Below are 20,770 nucleotides of genomic sequence, written 5' to 3' on the forward strand. Positions count from 1 at the left end.
AGCCATAGTGATTAGCACTCGTATAAAGTGAGTGCTAGCAGACGAAGATGGAACTTATAAAGGAGGAACATAGATCATGAAGTTAGTACCTTTAGGCGACAGAGTAGTATTAAAACAGGTTGAAGCAGAAGAGACAACAGCATCCGGAATCGTACTTCCGGGACAGGCACAGGAGAAACCACAGCAGGCAGAAGTTATCGCAGTTGGTCCTGGCGGAGTTGTAAATGGCAAAGAAGTAAAGATGGAAGTAGAAGTCGGAAACACTGTTATTTACTCCAAATATGCAGGAACAGAAGTTAAGATGGATGGTACGGATTACATCATTGTAAAACAGGAAGATATCCTGGCAGTTATTAAATAATATAAACATCTTATCGTATATCAATATAAATAGGAGGTCATTTTATCATGGCAAAAGAGATCAAATACGGCGCAGAAGCAAGAGCAGCACTTGAAGCTGGTGTAAATAAACTTGCAGATACAGTAAGAGTAACACTTGGACCGAAAGGAAGAAATGTAGTACTTGACAAATCTTTCGGTGCTCCGCTTATCACAAACGATGGTGTTTCCATTGCAAAAGAGATCGAGCTTGAGGACGGATTCGAGAATATGGGTGCTCAGATCATCAAAGAGGTTGCATCCAAGACAAACGATGTAGCTGGTGATGGTACTACAACAGCGACTGTACTTGCACAGGCAATGGTACATGAGGGAATGAAGAACCTGGCAGCAGGTGCCAACCCGATCATCCTCAGAAAAGGTATGAAAAAAGCAACAGATGTTGCAGTAGAAGCGATCAAGAACATGAGCCAGGCAATCAACGGCAAAGAGCAGATCGCTAACGTAGCAGCAATCTCTGCAAGTGATGAGCAGGTTGGACAGCTTGTTGCTGATGCTATGGAGAAAGTTTCCAAAGACGGTGTTATCACTGTTGAGGAGTCCAAGACCATGCATACAGAGCTTGACCTTGTAGAAGGTATGCAGTTTGACCGTGGATATATTTCCGCATACATGTCCACAGATATGGAGAAAATGGAGGCAACTCTTGATGATCCGTACATCCTGATCACAGACAAGAAGATCAGCAATATCCAGGAGATCCTTCCACTTCTTGAGCAGGTTGTTCAGGCTGGTGCAAAGCTTCTCATCATTGCAGAGGATGTTGAGGGTGAGGCCCTTACAACTCTGATCGTCAACAAACTGAGAGGAACCTTCCAGGTAGTAGCTGTAAAAGCTCCTGGCTATGGTGACAGAAGAAAAGAGATGCTTCAGGATATCGCGATCCTGACAGGCGGACAGGTGATCTCCGATGAGCTTGGTCTTGACCTGAAAGAAGCTAAGATGGAGCAGCTTGGACGTGCAAAATCTGTTAAAGTTGCAAAAGAGAACACAGTTATCGTTGATGGTCTCGGTGACAAAGATGCCATTGCAAAACGTGTTGCACAGATCCGTGCGCAGATCGAGGAGACAAAATCCGAGTTCGATAAAGAGAAACTTCAGGAGAGACTTGCAAAACTGGCTGGCGGCGTAGCTGTTATCCGTGTAGGTGCTGCTACTGAGACAGAGATGAAAGAAGCAAAACTTCGTCTTGAGGATGCTCTTGCAGCAACAAGAGCAGCTGTTGAGGAAGGTATCATCGCAGGTGGCGGATCTGCTTACATCCATGCTTCCAAAGAGGTTGCAAAACTTGCAACAACACTTGAAGGAGATGAGAAGACAGGTGCTTATGTGATCCTGAAAGCTCTTGAGGCTCCGCTGTTCCACATCGCTGCAAACGCAGGACTGGAAGGCGCTGTTATTATCAACAAAGTAAGAGAGTCTGAGATCGGTACAGGCTTCGATGCTCTCAATGAGAAATACGTAAACATGGTTGAGAACGGAATCCTTGATCCGGCTAAGGTTACAAGAAGTGCTCTTCAGAATGCTACAAGTGTTGCATCTACACTCCTTACAACAGAGGCTGTAGTTTCCACAATCAAAGAAGATACTCCGGCTCCGGCTGCAAACCCGGGAATGGGAATGATGTAATTATCAGCTGAGCAGGTGAAATAATTAATTCACAAAATGAGAGGGCCTGCGCCATAGACGCGGCTCTCTTTTTGTGTTATAATCAAAAAGTCAGTAAATTACGAAAGGAAGAAACAAATGAGTGACTTATATTCAGAGCTTCTGGTAAAAAAGAAGCAGACAGCGAAAGATCTGGTTGTGAAATACGGTCTGATAGCGCTGACGGTGATCATGGTCCTGGGAGGCCTTGTGCTGAATGTACTTTTGCTGGTACCGGCTATTGCACTTGGTATTGCATGTTATTTTGTAATACCGAAGACAGATCTGGAGTACGAGTATCTGTTTGTTAACGGAGAACTGGACATTGATATGATCATGTCAAAATCAAAAAGGAAAAGAGTGAAATCGCTCCAGCTTGCGGAGGCAGACCTTGTGGCACCATTAAAGTCCCACAGAATGGACTATTATAATGGCAATCAGAAGATGAAAGAGTATGATTTTTCATCAGGAATTGAGGATCATAAACGCTATGCAATGATCATAAGAGACAGTGGAGAAACCTGCAAAGTGATCCTGGAACTGGATGACGCACTTGCAAATACCATGAAAAATTCTGCACCAAGTAAAGTTTTTTTGGATTGACATGAATCTTGTTTTTTGTTACACTAGTTCACAAATTTAAAATATCTTACACAAGGGAGGAAATGCAATGGGTACTATTATTGGTGAAGGCATTACGTTTGATGACGTCCTTCTGGTTCCGGCTTATTCTAAAGTGATTCCGAATCAGGTAGATGTTTCAACGTATTTAACCAAGAAAGTAAAGCTGAATATCCCCATGATGAGTGCGGGAATGGACACAGTTACAGAGCACAGAATGGCAATTGCCATGGCCAGACAGGGTGGTATCGGTATCATCCACAAGAATATGTCCATCGAAGCACAGGCAGAAGAGGTTGATAAGGTTAAACGTTCTGAGAACGGTGTTATTACAGATCCATTTTATCTTTCACCGGAGCATACACTGAAAGATGCCAATGATCTGATGGCGAAATACCGTATTTCCGGTGTTCCGATCACAGAAGGCAGAAAGCTTGTAGGTATTATCACAAACCGTGATCTTAAATTTGAGACAGATTTCAGCAGAAAGATCAAGGAGTGCATGACTTCTGAAGGACTGATCACAGCCAAGGAAGGAATCACACTTGAGGATGCCAAGAAGATCCTTGCGAAATCCCGTAAGGAGAAATTACCCATTGTAGATGACGACTTTAATTTAAAAGGACTCATTACCATCAAGGATATCGAGAAACAGATCAAATATCCGCTTGCAGCCAAGGATGCACAGGGACGTCTTCTCTGTGGTGCGGCAGTTGGTATCACAGCCAATGTACTTGCACGTGTAGATGCACTTGTGAAAGCGAATGTGGATGTAATCGTAATTGATTCCGCACATGGTCATTCTGAGAATATCTTAAAAGCAGTCCGCGAGATCAAGGCTGCATATCCGGAACTTCAGGTTATCGCAGGTAACGTTGCAACAGGAGCAGCTACCAAGGCACTGATCGAAGCTGGTGTAGATGCAGTTAAAGTTGGTATCGGACCTGGATCTATCTGTACCACACGTGTTGTTGCAGGTATCGGTGTACCGCAGGTTACTGCTGTTATGGATTGCTATGAAGTAGCCAACAGCTACGGAATCCCGATCATCGCAGATGGTGGAATCAAGTATTCCGGAGACATCACCAAGGCTATCGCGGCAGGCGCCAATGTCTGCATGATGGGCAGCATGTTTGCTGGATGCGATGAGAGCCCGGGAACATTCGAGCTCTATCAGGGAAGAAAATATAAAGTATACCGTGGAATGGGATCTATTGCAGCTATGGAGAACGGCAGCAAGGATCGTTATTTCCAGGAGAATGCAAAGAAGCTTGTGCCGGAGGGTGTTGAGGGTCGTGTTGCGTATAAAGGACACGTTGAGGATACCGTATTCCAGCTGATCGGTGGTTTAAGATCCGGTATGGGTTACTGTGGAGCAGAAAATATTGAGAAGCTTAAGACAACAGGCAGATTCATCAAGATTTCAGCTGCATCTCTTAAAGAGTCACATCCACATGACATCCACATCACAAAAGAGGCTCCAAACTACAGTGTAGATGAATAATAAAGGAAAAAAAGGTAAGACCGGTAAAAAGTCACCCAGGCCGTCCCATAGCGGGCGGCCTGTTTCCGTAAAGAAAACTTCCTCCGGGTCTTCCAGAAGAAAAAAGAAGTCTTTGAGAAAAAAGAACCCGATCAAGATCCTGCAGAGGATTGTGTTGATATGTATCATTGTGATCGTTGCTTTTGCTGCGTGTGCGTTAGGATACGCATTTTTTGAGATGCGCATGGAACAGAGTGAAACTCAGTCCGGACAGGAAGAAATATCCGGGAATGCCAGCGGAAATGGCGGACCGGAACAATGGCAGGCAGAAGGAGCACCTTTTATTGATGTGGAGCTTCTGACACCGAATTCCTATTCCAGACCACAGATTTCTATGGAACAGGTAAATTATATAGCCATTCATTATACGGCCAATCCGGGATCTACTGCCGTATCCAACCGGAATTATTTTGAAAATCTTGCGATAACGCAGGACAACAAAGTCAGCAGTCATTTTGTGATAGGTTTGGAGGGAGAAGTGGTACAATGTATTCCCACTTCAGAAATATCCTATGCCACAAATTCCAGAAATGTAGATACCATATCCATTGAATGCTGCCATCCGGATGAAACAGGGCAGTTTAATACAGCAACCTATGATTCGGCGGTAAAGCTGACAGCGTGGCTTTGTACACGCTTTGGACTGACTTCGGATCAGGTGATCCGTCATTATGATGTCACAGGTAAAGACTGTCCGAAGTATTACGTGGAAAATCCCGATGCATGGATCCAGATGAAATCAGACATTGCAGCACAGATCCAGACAGATTATGCATTACAGGGGAAATAAAGTGTTATTGTTTATTTTGTGAGCAACAAGAAGTCTGGAAAAATAATTTCTGAAAATAGGGGCTTGAAAATTAAGAAGAAGTATTGTAGTATAACAGCAGAAGCTGCATGACTGGCGGAAAGTAGGATTACCTACAGGGAGTGCAGTGAAGTGAGAAGCCGACCGCCTGGGCAGCCTGATAAGGGGTGTCCAGGCGGTTTTTTGTTACCGTTCATATCCTGGGATAAGCCCCGGGCCTTACATTAGACAAGGAGGACTGTGAAAAATGACGACATTTTCACTTGAAAAAGAACTGAAAGAAAATTCCTATCCGGGAAGAGGAATTGTGATCGGACGTTCCGCTGACGGGAAACATGCAGTTACTGCATATTTTATTATGGGAAGAAGCGAGAACAGCAGAAACCGTATTTTTGTTGAGGATGGGGAAGGAATCCGTACACAGGCTTTTGATCCGTCCAAGCTTACAGACCCGAGCCTGATCATTTATGCACCGGTACGTGTCCTTGGAAATAAGACCATCGTAACAAACGGTGATCAGACAGATACGATCTATGAGGGAATGGACAGACAGCTCACCTTTGAACAGTCTCTCCGCAGCAGAGAGTTTGAGCCGGATGCGCCGAACTATACACCTCGTATTTCAGGTGTTCTTCATGTTGAAGACGGTAAATTCAATTATGCGATGTCTATTTTAAAGAGCAATAACGGAAATCCGGATTCCTGTCTTCGTTATACATTTGCCTATGAGAATGCGGCGGCAGGACAGGGACGTTTTATCCATACTTATAAATGCGATGGAAATCCACTTCCAAGTTTCGAGGGAGAGCCGAAGCTGGTAGAGATCCCAAGCGATATTGATGAGTTTACGGATCTCCTCTGGAAGAGCCTGAACCAGGATAATAAAGTTTCTCTCTTTGTTCGTTTTATTGACATTGAGACAGGAAAATATGAATCCAGGATCGTAAACAAGAATAAATAAGAAAATAGGGATATCACAGAGAACGGAGGAGCTTTTTCATGAAAGAATTACAGTTAAAATACGGATGTAACCCAAATCAGAAACCATCAAAGATCTATATGGCAGATGGAAGTGAGCTTCCGATCCAGGTACTCTCCGGAAGACCAGGATACATCAACTTCCTGGATGCCTTTAATGGCTGGCAGCTGGTACGTGACCTTAAGAAAGCAACCGGACTTCCGGCAGCAACTTCATTTAAGCATGTATCTCCGGCAGGTGCTTCCATCGGACTTCCGCTGAATGAGACACTGGCAAAGATCTACTGGGTAGGTGATATGGACTGGAAGAATTTTTCCCCGCTTGCATGTGCGTATGCAAGAGCAAGAGGTGCAGATCGTATGTCATCATTTGGTGATTTTATTTCTCTTTCTGATGTCTGCGACAAAGATACCGCAATGCTGATCAAGAGAGAGGTTTCTGATGGTGTGATCGCACCAGGATATACAGAGGAGGCTCTTGAAATTCTGAAGCAGAAGAAAAAAGGCAATTACAATGTGATCCAGATCGATGAAAACTATGTTCCAGAACCTTTGGAGCACAAACAGGTATTTGGAGTCACCTTTGAGCAGGGCCGCCAGGAGCTGGCAATTGATGATGCGCTGATCTCCAATATTGTAACAGAGAATAAAGAGCTTACGGAAGAAGCCAAGAGAGATATGAAGGTTTCTCTGATCATCCTGAAATATACACAGTCCAATTCTGTATGCTTTGTTAAGGACGGACAGGCTATCGGCGTTGGTGCAGGACAGCAGTCCCGTGTACATTGTACACGCCTTGCAGGTCAGAAGGCAGATAACTGGTATCTCCGTCAGTGTCCGAAAGTACTGGAGCTTCCGTTTAAAGACACGATCACACGTGCGGAGAGAGATAATGCCATTGATGTTTACATTGGTGAGGAATATATGGATGTCCTTGCAGATGGTGCATGGGAAAAGACATTCACAGAGAAGCCGGAAGTGTTCACAAAAGAAGAGAAGAGAGCATGGCTGGATGGTCTTACCGGCGTGACACTGGGATCCGATGCATTCTTCCCATTCAGTGATAATATCGAGCGCGCATATAAGAGCGGTGTAAAATATATTGCAGAGCCGGGTGGATCTGTACGTGATGACGCAGTTATCGATACATGTAATAAGTATGGAATGGTGATGGCATTTACAGGAATCCGCCTTTTCCACCACTAAAAGATGCATGCCTTGGCCATGATATGCAGCTGAAATAAAAGATAAAAAATATAAAGTCCCGAATCTGAATTTCTGGAAAAAAGAGATCAGACCCGGGACTTTTTGATCGAAAAAGGATAGTTTTAAAAATAAAAAAGAACTCTGAAAAACTCAGAGTTCTGAAGAGCGATAGACGGGGCTCGAACCCGCGGTCTCGACCTTGGCAAGGTCGCGCGTTACCAACTACGCCACTATCGCATATGTCTTATCGTTTCAAGTGTTTCCCTCAGCGACAAGACATATATTAGCATAGATTTTATATTCTGTCAAATGTTTTTTGGAATTTTTTTGAAATTATACACAACATATAAAGTTTATTCCAGACGTCTGAAATAGAACTTGTATATGACAATATTTCGGTGGTTTATGAGTTATTGTCTAAGTGGTAATAGCGCAAAACATGATCCGGATAGTATTGGTCACCATAGTCCCATGGACCGGCAGGATCATGAAGGGGATCATCTTCATCACGTTGTGTGCCGCCGCTTGCCATCTGAGCAAAGGCCTGAGCACTTTGGGCCGTCCACACAGTCTGACCGTTTTCTTCCAGATAAGCAAAATAGGAATCGGCTCCGAAATTGTATGCCTGCAGAGCCAGACGGATTTTGGAAAGATCAGTCGGACCGGTACAGACGGCCTTTTCCAGAGCATATTTCAGTTCCTGGATGCCACAGGAAATAGAGTAAGAAGGATCTGTGATACCATTGGGCTGCTGAGGATATCTGGTGTTGTAGGCTCCTTCTGAGGACTGCATGGGATCGGTACCCTGTCCGGAGCTTTCCTGCATCATCACAGCCAGGATCAGGTCTACATAGTCGGACATATCATATTGTGCTGCTTCGCTGGAAACCTCATCGCGATAAGCTTCACAGGCTGCATTGATCTGATGGGTTTCCTTCTGCCTGCCGGAAAATTTGGAAAAACGCAGAAGGATACAGCCCACGATCAGCAGAAAAAGACATGTCAGAAAGATCTTCTGCCTTCGCACCTGCTGTACACGGAGTTTGTGGCGCTGTTTTTTAGTAAGGGTTGGTTTCTTGTGTTTTGTATTCATATAAGTATTGTATCCGTTACGGATAGATTTGACCAGTTAAAAAATATGATCTTTTTGTTAAAAATTTCTGAAGACTGTCCTGTGAAATTGCAAAATATGATCTGATATGCTATGATAGTCGGGACAAACCGTAGAATGCCGGAAGAAAGGAGGCAAGATTTCATGCGAAAAAAGCTTCTGGCAATTATTTTATGTGCTTCTATGCTTTTCCCTGCATCCGTATCAGCAGAGGTACTGGGATATGAAGCAACACTGGATACATATACAAAGGAGAAAAAAACACCTCAGCAGTTTCAGATCGATGATGGGGCGGGAAATACAGTAAATGTTTTGGCGAAGAGTGATACGCTTTATGTTACAGCGAAAAATACGGAAATCCGGTCCAATCCGGGAGACAGTGGTACAGAGCTGCGTTCTGTGATCCTGGGAACGAAACTTGAAAGAATTGCAGTCTGTGACAATGGCTGGAGCAAGGTGACCTTCCAAAAGAAAGGTGAGGACAAGATCATCGGTTATGTTTCGGACAGCGTGCTCAGTGATACGGAGATCGTAAATAAATTTACAGATACAGTTACAGCGGCACAGGACAGTGATATCCTGGATTATCCCGGCAAGAAGGACGGAGAGGTTGTAGGAGAGGTCCTTCAGGATGATGAGCTGAAAAGAACAGGTACGGTAGATGCTATCTGGAGCAGGATCGTTTACACAGATGACAGTGGTTCAGATCACGTCGGCTATATTCCGACCAGCTGCCTGGAAGGTTATCAGGCTACGGAAGTGGCCAAGGCAGAGCAGGAAAAGAATACAAAAGCAGGATCCCTTACTAAGAGTTCCGGGGAGGGCGTTTTTGCGGATGCGGTAGATGGTGTAACTTCCACAGGTGGTTCCGGAAGTACCGCATCTGGCGTACAGATCGGAACGCCGGTATCAGTATCTTCGGACGCGACACTGAAACCACTGGGAACATTCCGGATCACGCATTATTGTCCGTGCAGCATCTGTTGCGGACCATGGGCGAATGGAATTACTTCCACAGGAGTAACGGCCACTACCAACCGTACGATCGCAGTGGATCCGAGTCAGATCCCATACGGTTCCAAAGTAGTGATCAATGGACAGGTTTATGTTGCAGAGGACTGCGGAGGAGCGATCCGGACCAATTGCATTGATGTATATGTGGCAACACACTCCGAAGCAGAGCAGAAGGGCGTGTTTTATACAGAAGTTTATTTGCTTCAGTGATCAGAAAAAGACTGCTGTAGATTCCACAAGGGATTTGCAGCAGTTTTTTGTATAAAAAAACTCTGACCAGCAGAGGCTATTCTGCGATCAGAGTAAAAAAATAATGCCCAGAGCCGGAATCGAACCAGCGACACGAGGATTTTCAGTCCTCTGCTCTACCAACTGAGCTATCTGGGCATGTCTCTTTCGAGTACTTTGTTACTTTAACACATTTATGTAGAGAATGCAAGGAAAAAATAAAAAAAGCAGATGTTTTTCTGAAAAATCTGATTTTCAAAAAAACATCTGCAATATTATGGCTACAGATTTATCTGGCAGCAAGATAGATTTTTTCCATATCTTTCATGTTCAGCTGTTTGAACACACCGATGGTACGGGTGTCTTCAAAGCTGCATTTAAACGCCAGATCATGAATCTCCTTTTCTGTAAGATCAAGACCAAGCTCATGAAGGCTGGTAGGCATCTGGATGGAACGGAAATAGTCTTCCATGGCTTCTATGCCGGCAAGAGCAGTTTTGTTGAAGTCGGTACTGCAGGGAATGTCAAAGATATTGACTGCAAACTGGGCAAAGCGTTCCGGATTTGCATCATAAACGTAACGTGCCCAGCTTCCCCACAAAGCGGCAAGACCGGCTCCGTGAGCCACATCGTAGGTGCCGCCCAGTTCATGCTCCAGCTGGTGACAGGCCCAGTCACCACCGCCGGTTCCGCAGCCGGTAAGTCCATTGTGGGAAAGACTGCCGGCCCACATGATCTCTGCCCGTGCAGTATAATTATCCGTCTCCTTCATCAGGATCCGGGAGTTATAGATCACGGTCTGCATCAGAGATTCGCTGATACTGTCGGTGATCTCCATGGTTTCGATATTTACAAAGTACCGTTCCATAGTATGCATCAGGATATCCACACAGCCGCTTTCGGTCTGATATTGCGGCAGGGTATAGGTGAGGCGGGGATTTAAAATAGCAAAACGTGGGCGGCACAGATCGTTGCGGGCACTACTCCGTTTCAGCCAGCCCTCTTCATTGGTGATCACACAGGATCCGCTCATTTCACTTCCGGAAGCTGCGATCGTCAGGATAACGCCTACAGGAAGACAGGCTTTTGGGGTTTCGGTGCGGAGAAAAAAATTCCATACATCTGTATCCGGATTGGCAAGTCCATAGCCGATGGCCTTGCAGGAATCAATAACGCTGCCACCGCCAACAGCCAAAAGAAAATCAACCTGTTCTTTGCGGCAAAGCTCAATACCCTCACGTACCTTGGAGAGACGGGGATTGGGAACCACACCGCCAAGAGTGACATAGGGAATTCCAGCTTCATCCAGAGAAGATCGGATCTCATCGATCAGACCGGAGCTTACTGCACTGTGGCTGCCATAATGGATCAGTACTTTGTTGCAGTTCTGCTCTTTTAGAACAGTGCCGATCTTAAGGTGTGTATCTTTTCCGAAAATAACCCGGGTAGGGGTAAAATATTCAAAATTTCTCATAGAGATTAGGCTCCTTTTTATGATTCATGATCTATTGATAAATATAACGAATCTGTTTCCTTACAGGTCAAGCAGATATTTATGATCCCGCAGGGGTATCATCTTGATTCATTTAATTGGTTAAAGTCGTTATAATAATAGCATAGAAGAGAAACAGACGCAAATAAAAGCTATTGAAAAAAAGGTGTAATTTTGGGGGAATGTGATATAATGACTTCTGTGAAGGAAAAGTGACCTGATCACAGAAACAGACTAATGCGAAGCGTATATTATAGAACAGATCCAAACGAAGAAGAAAGCAGGTGTCTGAAATGGAGAATATCATTATCATAGGAGCAGGTCCGGCTGGGATCTCGGCAGCACTTTATGCGGCAAGAGGAAATATGGATCCGCTGATCATAAATACAGGGATCGGTTCACTGGAAAAAGCGGAGAAGATCGAGAACTATTACGGACTGGAGCAGCCGCTGTCCGGCAGAGAGCTTTTCGAAAGAGGTCTTGCCCAGGCAAGAGCACTTGGAGTACGGATCCTGGATGACCAGGTTGTGGGAATGGGTGGTTTTGATACTTTTGAGGTGAAAACTACCGCAGGAGATTTTGAGGCACGCAGCGTGATCCTGGCAACCGGAAGCAGGAGAGCTTCTGCCAGGATTCCGGGAGTAAAGGAATTTGAGGGAAAAGGTGTCAGTTACTGCGCAGTATGTGACGCATTTTTTTACAGAGGAAAAGAAGTGGCAGTGCTTGGAAACAGTGATTTTGCTCTTCATGAAGCAGAAGAACTTTCCCATACCGCTTCCCGTGTGACGATCTTTACAGATGGAAAGAAACCGGAATTTTCAAGAGAAAATCCGCTTCCGGTTAACACCATGAAGATCCAGGCGATCGAAGGGGATGAGCGTGTTTCCGGCATCCGCCTAAAAAGTGATGTGTCCATGCAGGAAGCAGGTACCGGAGCAGATTCTTTTGTGCCGGCAGAGGGAGTCTTTGTAGCACTTGGTACAGCCGGAAGCTCGGAGATGGCCCGCCAGATCGGAGCGGAACTGAATGAAAAAGGAAATATTCGGGTCAATGAAGAGATGGAGACTACAGTTCCGGGACTGTATGCAGCGGGTGATTGCACCGGTGGACTTCTCCAGGTGGCAAAAGCTGTTCATGACGGTGCCCAGGCAGGACTTTCCGCCTGTCAGTATGTGCGGAAGCTTCTGAAGGCGTAAGCATAAGCTGATACTAAAAATAAATACAGGATCAAGGAGGAATTTTATCATGGCAAAAGTTTTTACAACAGACAATTTTGAAACAGAGGTATTAAAGGCAGAAAAGCCGGTACTGGTAGATTTTTGGGCAACCTGGTGCGGACCATGCAGACGTCAGGCTCCGGTCGTGGAAGAGCTTGCAGAAGCCGGATATGAGGTTGGCAAGGTTGACGTAGACAAAGAGCCATCACTGGCACAGCAGTACAAGATCATGAGTATCCCCACACTGTTGGTATTCAAAGAAGGAAAAGAGACCGCACGTTTTGTGGGACTGACATCAAAGACAGAGCTTGAGGCAGCGCTTCAGTAACCAAAACAGAAAACAGAAAAAACAGATACAGCTCTGGGAACCGAAACGGTTTCCGGAGCATTGTTGGTTTACTGAAAATTTTAGACAAGGGTTAATAAAAATATGGATGAGAAAATAATAAAAAAGAATGCAGTGCCTGTGATCGCGGCAATGATCACAGCGCTGGCCTTTTCTTTTACGGGCCTTCCAATGGATGGAAATACTTCTGTAGAAAAAATGAGCGATGTTTATAATGGATTGGGATGCACGAGCTTGCTTGCATGGATCCTGCTTCTTATTTTATACGTGAAAGGATGGGAGGGCTACCGGAAATACAGAAACTGGCAGGCACATGTTTTGGCAGTGATCTTTTCGGCGGGAATGCTTCTTGGAACTTCTTATTTTACAAATGGAAACTGGGATTTTCTGTTTGGCGCAAAGAAACAGATCCTGATCTCAGCCGGATGCTTTATAGGATTTTATATTATCTGTGATATGGGAATCACTTATTTCTGGAGGATTCCTGAGATGGAGTTTTTCCGAAAGGCCTGCGGGCGTATCCCGGCCAGAGAGGAAGAAGTAATGTGGTTCCGCCTGGCAAAGATATCTATGATCATTGGATGGACACCGTTTATCCTGGCATTTCTCCCAGGTTCGATCCCGGCAGATGGATTTCGGCAGCTGGATGTATTTTTGGGAGCTATGCCGCTGGACAATCATCATCCATGGGTCCTGACGATGATCATGGGTGGACTGCTGACACTTGGAAAAACTATCTGGTGTTATAATTTTGGAGTGTTTCTGATCATCATTGTGTTTACTTCTGTGGAAATCTGGTGTTACAGTGCGGTAGTCCGCTATCTGTACAGATGGAAGGCTCCAAAATGGATACTTTTTGGTACTGTTCTGCTGTTTGCATTTGTTCCCATATTTGGAAGCTATGCGCAGGCAGTGATCAAAGATGGATTATATACGGCAGTCATTACTTTGTATTTTGCAGTGTATATAGATATTTGTCATTCCTTTTCCAAGAGAAAGGCAGTATATTTATTTCTTCTGGGAATCAGTGTTTGTCTTACCCGAAATAATGGCATTCATCTAGTCCTGCCTTCTTTGATCCTTTTGTTTTTCTTCCTGGTAAAGGGCGCGAGGAAATATGCATTTATTGTGGCTGTCTGTGTTTTTGCCTGTTATCTGGGCGTAGAAAAGGGGGTAGCACCTGCCCTTGGCGTGGCACCTGGATCCCGATGTGAAATGCTTTCGGTACCGTTTCAGCAGACTGCCCGATATCTGAGAGAATATCCGGATGATGTAACCGCAAGTGAGAAGAAAGCGATCAACAGGATCCTGGATTATGATGTTCTTGCCGAGAAGTATAATCCGGAACTGTCGGATCCTGTGAAAATTACATTTAGGTTCAGAGATGATGATAATGATCCTAAATTGGATGGATACATGAAAGATTATTTTAAAGCCTGGTTTGCCATGTTCCGTCGTCATCCGGGAGTATATATCCAGGCGACATTGAATAATATCTACAGTTATAATGATCCGTTCCATATGGGAAGAGGACAGCAGGGCGTGTACCGGTTTTACATAGATAAACTGTATCAGAAAAAATCCGGGATCGATGTCAGCTATGTGGGCCCAAAAAAGATCCAGTATCTATTCAGGCTTTATGATGAATTATGGATGCGTGCACCTGGGCTGGGACTTATCTTAAGTGCAGGAACGTATACCTGGCTTACTCTGTTGCTGATGGGGTATCTTCTGGTGAAGAAGCAATGGAAAAAACTCCTGATCTTTGCCATACCGGTGCTGAATATACTGATATGCCTTGTGTCTCCTGTAAATGGGATGATCCGTTATATGTGGCCGGTAATGACTATTATGCCGATGCTGTTCTGGTGGATCCTGCAGCCGGCACCTAAAACATCTTCAAATTAAAAAGTATTCATCATTTCATAAAGACGTCTTTTATCCAGAATGCGGATCGATCCCCGTGAGATCTGGATAGAGCCGTCTTTATTCATTTTTTTAAGGCTGCGGCTGACAGCTTCTCTGGCACTTCCGATGGAGCGGGCGATGGCTTCCTGTGTGAGAGCGAGCTCATCGGAACCGGTATCTGCAGCTTCATCCAGAAGAAAGGCTGCGATTCTCTGAGTCAGGGTCATAAAAAATGTCCGTTCGATTCCTGCGATCACATCTGAGAAATGTTCAGTTGTCCGTTTGTAGATGAAATTTTCCAGATAGATATTGTTTTTCATCAGCCGGGAAAAAGGAACTGCCGGAAGCAGAAGCAGATCACAGTCTGTTTCTGCATCGATCTGTACATCAAATGTAATGGCAGAAAGCATGCAGGAGGCGGAAAGAGTGCAGATGTCACTGTCCCTTAAACGGTACAGGGTAGCCTCTTTTCCCTGAGCAGACAGTAGATAAACACGGAGAACTCCCTTCAGAAGAAAAAGAGTTCCCAGGCACTGGCGCTCTTCAGACTGTACGGCAGCACCTGCCGGGTAATGAAGCTCGCGAATGTTATCAAGAAGAAAATTCCGATCTTCTTCCGTCATATGTTCCCAGAAGGGAAACGCCTGAAAATAATTCAGACAGCTGTTTCGATCCATAAAAAGATTACTCCTTTATAAAAATATATAGTACTCATTTTAACGCTGTTTGGATGGAAATACAACAAAAACGGCATTTTTGCGGCAGGAGGGAAATCCCTGTTTGTTACTGTTCACTCCGTTCTCAGCAACACGCTTCGCGATGCACAGAATTTATGCTGATCGCATAAATTCGCGCGGTATGTCTCGGGTTTTCTGTGACCTTCGCTCACAAAAAACACCTCGCGGAATATTACCAGTGAACAGTAACCCCTGTTTTTCTATTTACATCCGGTGGCGGGAACGTTATAATCATAAAGCGAAAAGGATCAACAGAGAAATAATGAAAACTGCCGGGGAAAGAAATTATCCGACAGAAGTTAGGAGAATATAAAATTTGAAAATCTTACTTGCAGCATGCAATGCAAAATATATCCATTCCAATCTTGCGGTATATAACCTGAAATCCTGTTCCGGAGAATACAGCTCCAGGGTTGTGGTCAAAGAGTATACGATCAATCAGATCAGGGATGACATTTTAAAAGATATTTATCTGGAGCAGCCGGATGTGGTCTGCTTTTCCTGCTATATCTGGAATATTTCTTTTGTCAGGGAGCTGGTGCCGGATCTTAAGAAAATCCTTCCACAGGTGGAGTTTTGGGCAGGAGGCCCGGAGGTATCCTACGATGCGGTGGAATTTCTGAAAAAGAATCCTGCGTTTTTTGGAGTGATGGTGGGAGAAGGAGAGGAAACCTTCCATGAACTGGCAGGTTATTATATAGAAAGAAAACCGGAAACTTTGAGCGGGATCCGTGGAGTGGCTTTTCGTGATGAAAACAAAGGCAGGGATATTGTACACACGGGCTGGCGGGAATTGATGGATTTAAGTAAAGTTCCGTTTGCATACAGCAATCTTACAGAGTTTAAAAACCGCATTATTTATTATGAGAGCAGCAGGGGATGCCCCTTTTCCTGCAGCTACTGCCTTTCTTCTATAGATAAGAAGCTTCGGTTCCGTGATATTGAGCTTGTAAAAAAGGAATTGCAGTTTTTTATTGATAATAAAGTTCCTCAGGTCAAATTTGTGGATCGTACCTTCAACTGCAAGCATGACCATGCCATGGAGATCTGGAGGTATATTACGGAGAATGATAACGGGATCACCAATTTTCATTTTGAGATTTCAGCAGATCTTCTCCGTGCGGAGGAGCTGGCGCTGATGAAAACCATGCGTCCGGGCCTGATCCAGCTGGAGATTGGTGTACAGTCCACCAATCCTCAGACCATCAAAGCCATTCGGAGAACCATGGATTTTGAAAAGCTGAAAGGGATTGTAGAGCAGATCCACAGCTTTGGAAATATCCACCAGCATCTGGATCTGATCGCAGGACTTCCCTATGAGGGATACGACAGCTTCCACAAGTCCTTCTGCGATGTTTACGCACTGCGTCCAGAACAGTTTCAGCTTGGTTTTCTGAAGGTGCTGAAGGGTTCACACATGATGGAAATGACAGGGGAATATCAGATTCTTTACAAGGATCGGGAACCCTATGAGGTACTTTCCACAGCCTGGATGACCTACGGGGAGATTTTAAGGCTGAAAATGGTGGAAAGTATGGTGGAAGTGTATTATAATAGTGGGCAGTTCAAAAATACCCTTGTATTTCTGGAGAAGTATTTTGACGATCCTTTCCGGATGTATGAGGCACTTGGCAGATTTTATGAGAAAAAAGGATACTCGGAGATCTCTCATTCCAGGATGAGGCGCTATGAGATCCTTATGGAGTTTGCCGGAGAACAGAAAGAGATCCCGTCGGAAGCACTTTCCGATGTAATGCTCCTGGATCTTTATCTTCGAGAGAATTTAAAGAGCAGGCCATCCTTTGCTTCAGACCAGAAGCCGTATGAGCGGCTGATCTGGGATTACCGGAAAGCGAAAAAAATCCCGAAAACCGCCCATATCGAGGTGTTCCGGGACGGAAAGAAGCTTCTTTTTGATTATACAGACAGGGATCCTTTGACCAACAATGCGCAATTAACGGATATTACAGATGAGGTGAATAATAATTATGGGAATGTTTGATCCGAAAAAAAGAAAAGTGATCACAGCGATCATCGCAGTTATTCTGGTACTGGCAATGGTAGTTCCGACTGTGCTTTCGCTTATCCTTTATTAAGGCGGCAGTTATGAAACTTGGAAAAAAAGCACTGGAGGCGCTTCAGGCAGAGATAGACGGACGGCTTATGCCGGGAGACGAGCTGATCGTGGCAGGCCCTGTGGCAGCAGAAGGAACTGCATGGATCACAAAGAATTATCATGACAGGCTGCGGGATTTTTTTGCAGAACGGTTTCTCGAGGATGCTGTAAAGCTTCCTGAGGTTTACGGAACAGGAACAGAGAATGATAAAATTTGGAAAATGGCGGAAGAATCCGGAGCCAGTGCCCGATATCGGATGGGAGAAGGCGGCTTTCTTGCTGCCCTCTGGAAAATGGCGGAGGCATCCGGAGTAGGTCTTAGTGCAGATCTTCGAAGTGTGCCCATCCGACAGGAAACCATAGAGATCTGTGAGATCCTTGATGTGAATCCGTACAAGCTGCTTTCCGGCGGAAGTATTCTTATGGGAATCCATGGCGGTGATGCGTTTGTGCAGCAGTTGCGGCGAGAGGGGATCATGGCAGCAGTGATCGGGCAGACCGATTCCGGAAATAACAGGCTTCTTTACAGCGGCGGAAATGCCAGATATCTGGAACGCCCGGCAGAAGATGAGACCAAAAAGCTTGGCTTTTTGATCTCATGAGCAAGCAGCGAAGCGGATTGCGAATGCATATTTTGTATATTTAATGCTATGTAGAAAAGAGGAAAAAAATAAATGGGAGTTTTGAATATTGTGCTCCATGAGCCGGAAATTCCGGCAAATACAGGAAATATCGGAAGAACCTGTGTGGCAACAGGAACCAGGCTGCATCTGATCGAACCGCTTGGTTTTCGCCTGAATGAAAAGGCCATCAAGCGTGCAGGTATGGATTATTGGGAACATCTGGATGTGACCAGATATTTGGATTATGAGGATTTTCTCAAAAAGAATCCGGGAGCAAAGATTTATTACGCAACCACCAAGGCACCTCAGACTTATACAGATGTGCAGTATGAGGATGACTGTTTCATTATGTTTGGCAAGGAGAGTGCGGGAATCCCGGAGGATATCCTGGTAAACAATCAGGAAACCTGCGTGCGGATCCCGATGATCGGAGATATCCGTTCCCTGAATTTAAGCAATTCAGTTGCCATTGTGCTTTATGAGGCGCTGCGACAGCATAATTTTACGCATATGAATCTGGAAGGCCATCTGAGAAATTACGATTGGAAATAAGCCTGCAAAGAGTAAATAAAAACCTCTGATTTGGAAGTACTGTAGGAGATATTGAGAGATATTTCTTTTACAGCCTTCCGGATCAGAGGTTTTTTGATGTTTTATTTTGCTTTTTCCAGTGTAAAGATAAATTCTGTTCCAACACCTACGGTGCTGATCACATTGATATTCTGCTTATGAGCGTTGATGATCTCTTTTACAATGGCAAGGCCAAGCCCGGTACCCTTGCGGTCTTTTCCACGGGAGGCATCAATCTTATAGAAACGGTCCCAGATCCTGGAAAGACTTTCCTTTGGAATTCCGCTTCCATGGTCTTTGACTGAGACAAAAACCTTGCCATGATTGACTGTGGTTTCCAGTGTGATAGAAGAATTGTCGCTGCTGAATTTTACCGCATTGTCCAATAAATTGTACAGTACCTGCTGGATCTGTTCCATATCTGCACGGACAAAAAGCTCTTTTCCCGCAAGGAGGAGCTCCAGACGGATGTTTCGTTCCGAACAGGTTCCCTCAAAGGTGGCGGCTGTGGTACGGATCGTTTCATTGATATCAAAACGCCGCATATGCATCATACGCTTTTTGACATCCAGTTCGTTTAAGGTAAGGAGACTTCGGGTAAGCTTCTCCAGACGGGTGGATTCAAAAGCAATGACTTTCAGATAACGTTCCTGCATTTCCGGTGGGATGGTACCGTCCAGCATGGCTTCCACATAGCCTTTGATGGAGGTCAGAGGCGAGCGGAAATCATGGGACACATTGGAAATGAATTGTCGTTGATACTCTCCGTTTTTGTTCAGCTTGTCTGCCATGTAATTCAGGGAGTGGGAAAGATATCCCATCTCATCTTCAGAATCTACGGGGATCGTGTAGGTAAGATTTCCGTTGGCAAATTCCAGGGCACCCTTTAAGATTTCTTTCAGAGGTTTGTGGACCCTGTAAAAATAGATCAGAAGAAAACTAAAAAACAGTGCATAGATCACAATAAAGATCAGGACCATAACCTCTACGATATTGCTGCGGCTTTCGTAGAGGTTTTTCATAGGGTAGTGGATCACCAGATAACCAGTCACCAGATCCGTATCTTTTATGGGAACGACTGTGCTTAGCTGTGTGGTTTTTAATGTCCCGTAAAACGTACCGGAGGAATAGCAGGTATCTTCGTAATCTTCCGGTCGGAAGTTCCTGACGGTGATATCACCGGAATCAGAGGACTGCTGGTTTGTGTTTATCAGAACGTTCCCATCTGTATCCATAACCCAGAAATCTGCATTTTGAAAGGCTGCTGCAGAGGAAAGAGCCAGGGTGAGGGATTTGTTTTTGGGGCTTTTTACAGCCTGACGAAGTTCATTTTTGGAAACCAGCTGGCTGGCAGTGCGGTAAAGGGACTCTCCGGTAGAGCGCTCCAGCCTTTTTTCTACCAGGTAGGAGCCACCGGAGGAAAGCAGCAGAAAGCAGATTCCGCCCAGCATAAAGTACAGGATCAGCAGTTTAGTATAAAGATGCTGTTTCATGAATCCTTTACCTCAAATTTGTAACCGATTCCCCAGACTGTGGAAAGAGCCCAGTTTGGGTTATCCTTGATCTTCTCACGTAGACGTTTGATGTGAACGTCTACGGTTCTGGTATCGCCAATGTATTCATAGCCCCAAATGTGATCCAGAAGCTGTTCTCTTGTGAAAACCTGATTGGGAGAAGCTGCCAGGAAATAGAGAAGCTCCAGCTCCTTTGGCGGCATATCGATCTGGTGTCCCATATAAGTTACAGAATAGTTGGTCAGGTTGATCACCAGATCCGGATAGGAAACACATTTTTCCTTTGGCGCGGCAGACGGAGATTTTACATGAAATCTGCGCAGTACCGCACGGACACGTGCCACCAACTCTTTGGAGTCAAAAGGCTTGATGATGTAATCATCCGCTCCAAGTTCCAGTCCCAGGACTTTGTCAAAGGTTTCTCCCTTGGCGGAAAGCATAATGATCGGTACATCGGAGGTGTGACGGATCTCACGGCATACCTGGTATCCGTCAATGCCCGGAAGCATGAGATCCAGAAGGATCAGATCCGGGTGAAAAATATGGAACTGCTTCAGGGCTTCCTCGCCGTCATTTACGATCTTAGTCTCAAAGCATTCTTTTGTGAGATAGAGAGCAACCAGCTCTGCAATGTTGTTGTCATCGTCAACAATGAGGATTTTCTGTTTTGTAGCCATGGCTTCAGCTCCTTT

Annotated in this window: 19 protein-coding genes, 2 tRNA genes and 1 riboswitch; of the genes, 14 read left to right on the forward strand and 7 right to left on the reverse strand. The window is 44.9% G+C overall.

Annotated elements, in window-relative coordinates:
- The first annotated feature begins 76 nt into the window (after positions 1-76).
- From groES to NCY57_RS10015, 7 genes are all read left to right on the forward strand, one after another.
- On the forward strand, positions 77-361 hold the full coding sequence (groES, locus tag NCY57_RS09985; RefSeq protein ID WP_021651813.1) for a co-chaperone GroES: 285 nt from the start codon (positions 77-79) through the stop codon (positions 359-361).
- A 47-nt stretch (positions 362-408) separates the two neighbouring features.
- Positions 409-2,028 carry a chaperonin GroEL gene (gene groL / locus NCY57_RS09990; RefSeq protein WP_021975898.1) on the forward strand — a complete coding sequence of 540 codons (1,620 nt, stop codon included), beginning with the start codon at positions 409-411 and terminating at the stop codon, positions 2,026-2,028.
- 117 nt (positions 2,029-2,145) lie between these two features.
- Complete coding sequence (locus tag NCY57_RS09995; protein ID WP_021975899.1) at positions 2,146-2,649, forward strand: DUF6106 family protein; 504 nt, start codon at positions 2,146-2,148, stop codon at positions 2,647-2,649.
- 67 nt (positions 2,650-2,716) lie between these two features.
- The gene (guaB, locus tag NCY57_RS10000) at positions 2,717-4,171 is read left to right on the forward strand and encodes an IMP dehydrogenase (RefSeq protein WP_021975900.1); all 1,455 of its coding nucleotides are present in this window, start codon (positions 2,717-2,719) and stop codon (positions 4,169-4,171) included.
- A gap of 112 nt (positions 4,172-4,283) precedes the next feature.
- Positions 4,284-5,000 carry a peptidoglycan recognition protein family protein gene (locus NCY57_RS10005; protein ID WP_244092829.1) on the forward strand — a complete coding sequence of 239 codons (717 nt, stop codon included), beginning with the start codon at positions 4,284-4,286 and terminating at the stop codon, positions 4,998-5,000.
- Positions 5,001-5,097: 97 nt separating this feature from the next.
- A riboswitch (ZMP/ZTP riboswitch) is annotated at positions 5,098-5,179 on the forward strand.
- Positions 5,180-5,265: 86 nt separating this feature from the next.
- On the forward strand, positions 5,266-5,979 hold the full coding sequence (locus NCY57_RS10010) for an IMP cyclohydrolase (protein ID WP_015524355.1): 714 nt from the start codon (positions 5,266-5,268) through the stop codon (positions 5,977-5,979).
- A 38-nt stretch (positions 5,980-6,017) separates the two neighbouring features.
- Positions 6,018-7,202, forward strand: coding sequence for a phosphoribosylaminoimidazolecarboxamide formyltransferase (locus NCY57_RS10015; RefSeq protein ID WP_110103451.1), 1,185 nt, complete (start codon positions 6,018-6,020; stop codon positions 7,200-7,202).
- 164 nt (positions 7,203-7,366) lie between these two features.
- Here the strand turns inward: NCY57_RS10015 and NCY57_RS10020 are convergent.
- A tRNA-Gly gene (locus tag NCY57_RS10020) sits at positions 7,367-7,439 on the reverse strand.
- Between the two features lie 166 nt (positions 7,440-7,605).
- On the reverse strand, positions 7,606-8,295 hold the full coding sequence (locus NCY57_RS10025) for a lysozyme family protein (protein ID WP_044961647.1): 690 nt from the start codon (positions 8,293-8,295) through the stop codon (positions 7,606-7,608).
- A gap of 162 nt (positions 8,296-8,457) precedes the next feature.
- Between NCY57_RS10025 and NCY57_RS10030 the strand changes: the two genes are divergently transcribed.
- Positions 8,458-9,537, forward strand: coding sequence for a 3D domain-containing protein (locus tag NCY57_RS10030; protein ID WP_044961645.1), 1,080 nt, complete (start codon positions 8,458-8,460; stop codon positions 9,535-9,537).
- A gap of 104 nt (positions 9,538-9,641) precedes the next feature.
- On the opposite strand, the gene NCY57_RS10035 is transcribed toward NCY57_RS10030, so the two are convergent.
- A tRNA-Phe gene (locus tag NCY57_RS10035) sits at positions 9,642-9,714 on the reverse strand.
- A 130-nt stretch (positions 9,715-9,844) separates the two neighbouring features.
- Positions 9,845-11,029: an iron-containing alcohol dehydrogenase gene (locus tag NCY57_RS10040; protein ID WP_250789634.1), complete on the reverse strand. Its 1,185-nt coding sequence runs from the start codon at positions 11,027-11,029 to the stop codon at positions 9,845-9,847.
- 311 nt (positions 11,030-11,340) lie between these two features.
- Between NCY57_RS10040 and NCY57_RS10045 the strand changes: the two genes are divergently transcribed.
- The 3 genes from NCY57_RS10045 (at position 11,341) to NCY57_RS10055 (ending at position 14,518) form a co-directional block, all read left to right on the forward strand.
- Positions 11,341-12,243, forward strand: coding sequence for an NAD(P)/FAD-dependent oxidoreductase (locus NCY57_RS10045; RefSeq protein WP_173740236.1), 903 nt, complete (start codon positions 11,341-11,343; stop codon positions 12,241-12,243).
- Between the two features lie 49 nt (positions 12,244-12,292).
- Positions 12,293-12,592, forward strand: coding sequence for a thioredoxin (gene trxA, locus NCY57_RS10050; RefSeq protein ID WP_021651804.1), 300 nt, complete (start codon positions 12,293-12,295; stop codon positions 12,590-12,592).
- A 102-nt stretch (positions 12,593-12,694) separates the two neighbouring features.
- Positions 12,695-14,518 carry a DUF6020 family protein gene (locus NCY57_RS10055; protein WP_173740235.1) on the forward strand — a complete coding sequence of 608 codons (1,824 nt, stop codon included), beginning with the start codon at positions 12,695-12,697 and terminating at the stop codon, positions 14,516-14,518.
- Here the strand turns inward: NCY57_RS10055 and NCY57_RS10060 are convergent.
- Positions 14,515-15,195 carry a Crp/Fnr family transcriptional regulator gene (locus NCY57_RS10060; protein ID WP_173758330.1) on the reverse strand — a complete coding sequence of 227 codons (681 nt, stop codon included), beginning with the start codon at positions 15,193-15,195 and terminating at the stop codon, positions 14,515-14,517. The genes NCY57_RS10055 and NCY57_RS10060 overlap by 4 nt on opposite strands.
- A gap of 376 nt (positions 15,196-15,571) precedes the next feature.
- Here NCY57_RS10060 and NCY57_RS10065 point away from each other — a divergent pair, with 376 nt between their 5' ends.
- The 3 genes from NCY57_RS10065 to trmL all read left to right on the forward strand — a co-directional run bounded on the left by NCY57_RS10065 (position 15,572) and on the right by trmL (position 18,546).
- Positions 15,572-17,257 (forward strand): B12-binding domain-containing radical SAM protein, encoded by a 1,686-nt coding sequence (locus tag NCY57_RS10065; RefSeq protein ID WP_173758331.1) that lies wholly within the window; start codon positions 15,572-15,574, stop codon positions 17,255-17,257.
- Between the two features lie 104 nt (positions 17,258-17,361).
- A complete protein-coding gene (locus NCY57_RS10070) occupies positions 17,362-17,973 on the forward strand; it encodes an AIR synthase-related protein (RefSeq protein ID WP_250789635.1) in 612 nt (203 codons plus the stop codon).
- 72 nt (positions 17,974-18,045) lie between these two features.
- Positions 18,046-18,546 (forward strand): tRNA (uridine(34)/cytosine(34)/5-carboxymethylaminomethyluridine(34)-2'-O)-methyltransferase TrmL, encoded by a 501-nt coding sequence (trmL, locus tag NCY57_RS10075; protein ID WP_015524365.1) that lies wholly within the window; start codon positions 18,046-18,048, stop codon positions 18,544-18,546.
- A 101-nt stretch (positions 18,547-18,647) separates the two neighbouring features.
- Here trmL and NCY57_RS10080 read toward each other — a convergent pair whose 3' ends face one another.
- Both NCY57_RS10080 and NCY57_RS10085 read right to left on the reverse strand, forming a co-directional pair.
- Positions 18,648-20,057 carry a sensor histidine kinase gene (locus NCY57_RS10080; protein WP_250789636.1) on the reverse strand — a complete coding sequence of 470 codons (1,410 nt, stop codon included), beginning with the start codon at positions 20,055-20,057 and terminating at the stop codon, positions 18,648-18,650.
- A complete protein-coding gene (locus NCY57_RS10085) occupies positions 20,054-20,755 on the reverse strand; it encodes a response regulator transcription factor (protein ID WP_015524367.1) in 702 nt (233 codons plus the stop codon). The genes NCY57_RS10080 and NCY57_RS10085 overlap by 4 nt, the downstream gene beginning before the upstream one ends.
- Positions 20,756-20,770: the final 15 nt, after the last annotated feature.

It is taken from the genome of Blautia sp. MB18-30 (assembly GCF_023669475.1).
Lineage (GTDB): Bacteria > Bacillota > Clostridia > Lachnospirales > Lachnospiraceae > Blautia_A > Blautia_A fusiformis.

Excerpts from the sequence above, each read along its gene's own strand:
- NCY57_RS10025 (WP_044961647.1), bottom strand. The coding sequence starts at position 8,295 with ATGAATACAAAACACAAGAAACCAACCCTTACTAAAAAACAGCGCCAC.
- guaB (WP_021975900.1), top strand. The coding sequence starts at position 2,717 with ATGGGTACTATTATTGGTGAAGGCATTACGTTTGATGACGTCCTTCTG.
- NCY57_RS10030 (WP_044961645.1), top strand. The coding sequence starts at position 8,458 with ATGCGAAAAAAGCTTCTGGCAATTATTTTATGTGCTTCTATGCTTTTC.
- NCY57_RS09995 (WP_021975899.1), top strand. The coding sequence starts at position 2,146 with ATGAGTGACTTATATTCAGAGCTTCTGGTAAAAAAGAAGCAGACAGCG.
- trxA (WP_021651804.1), top strand. The coding sequence starts at position 12,293 with ATGGCAAAAGTTTTTACAACAGACAATTTTGAAACAGAGGTATTAAAG.
- NCY57_RS10040 (WP_250789634.1), bottom strand. The coding sequence starts at position 11,029 with ATGAGAAATTTTGAATATTTTACCCCTACCCGGGTTATTTTCGGAAAA.
- NCY57_RS10045 (WP_173740236.1), top strand. The coding sequence starts at position 11,341 with ATGGAGAATATCATTATCATAGGAGCAGGTCCGGCTGGGATCTCGGCA.
- NCY57_RS10085 (WP_015524367.1), bottom strand. The coding sequence starts at position 20,755 with ATGGCTACAAAACAGAAAATCCTCATTGTTGACGATGACAACAACATT.
- groL (WP_021975898.1), top strand. The coding sequence starts at position 409 with ATGGCAAAAGAGATCAAATACGGCGCAGAAGCAAGAGCAGCACTTGAA.
- NCY57_RS10055 (WP_173740235.1), top strand. The coding sequence starts at position 12,695 with ATGGATGAGAAAATAATAAAAAAGAATGCAGTGCCTGTGATCGCGGCA.
- groES (WP_021651813.1), top strand. The coding sequence starts at position 77 with ATGAAGTTAGTACCTTTAGGCGACAGAGTAGTATTAAAACAGGTTGAA.
- trmL (WP_015524365.1), top strand. The coding sequence starts at position 18,046 with ATGGGAGTTTTGAATATTGTGCTCCATGAGCCGGAAATTCCGGCAAAT.
- NCY57_RS10060 (WP_173758330.1), bottom strand. The coding sequence starts at position 15,195 with ATGGATCGAAACAGCTGTCTGAATTATTTTCAGGCGTTTCCCTTCTGG.
- NCY57_RS10080 (WP_250789636.1), bottom strand. The coding sequence starts at position 20,057 with ATGAAACAGCATCTTTATACTAAACTGCTGATCCTGTACTTTATGCTG.
- NCY57_RS10010 (WP_015524355.1), top strand. The coding sequence starts at position 5,266 with ATGACGACATTTTCACTTGAAAAAGAACTGAAAGAAAATTCCTATCCG.
- NCY57_RS10070 (WP_250789635.1), top strand. The coding sequence starts at position 17,362 with ATGAAACTTGGAAAAAAAGCACTGGAGGCGCTTCAGGCAGAGATAGAC.
- NCY57_RS10015 (WP_110103451.1), top strand. The coding sequence starts at position 6,018 with ATGAAAGAATTACAGTTAAAATACGGATGTAACCCAAATCAGAAACCA.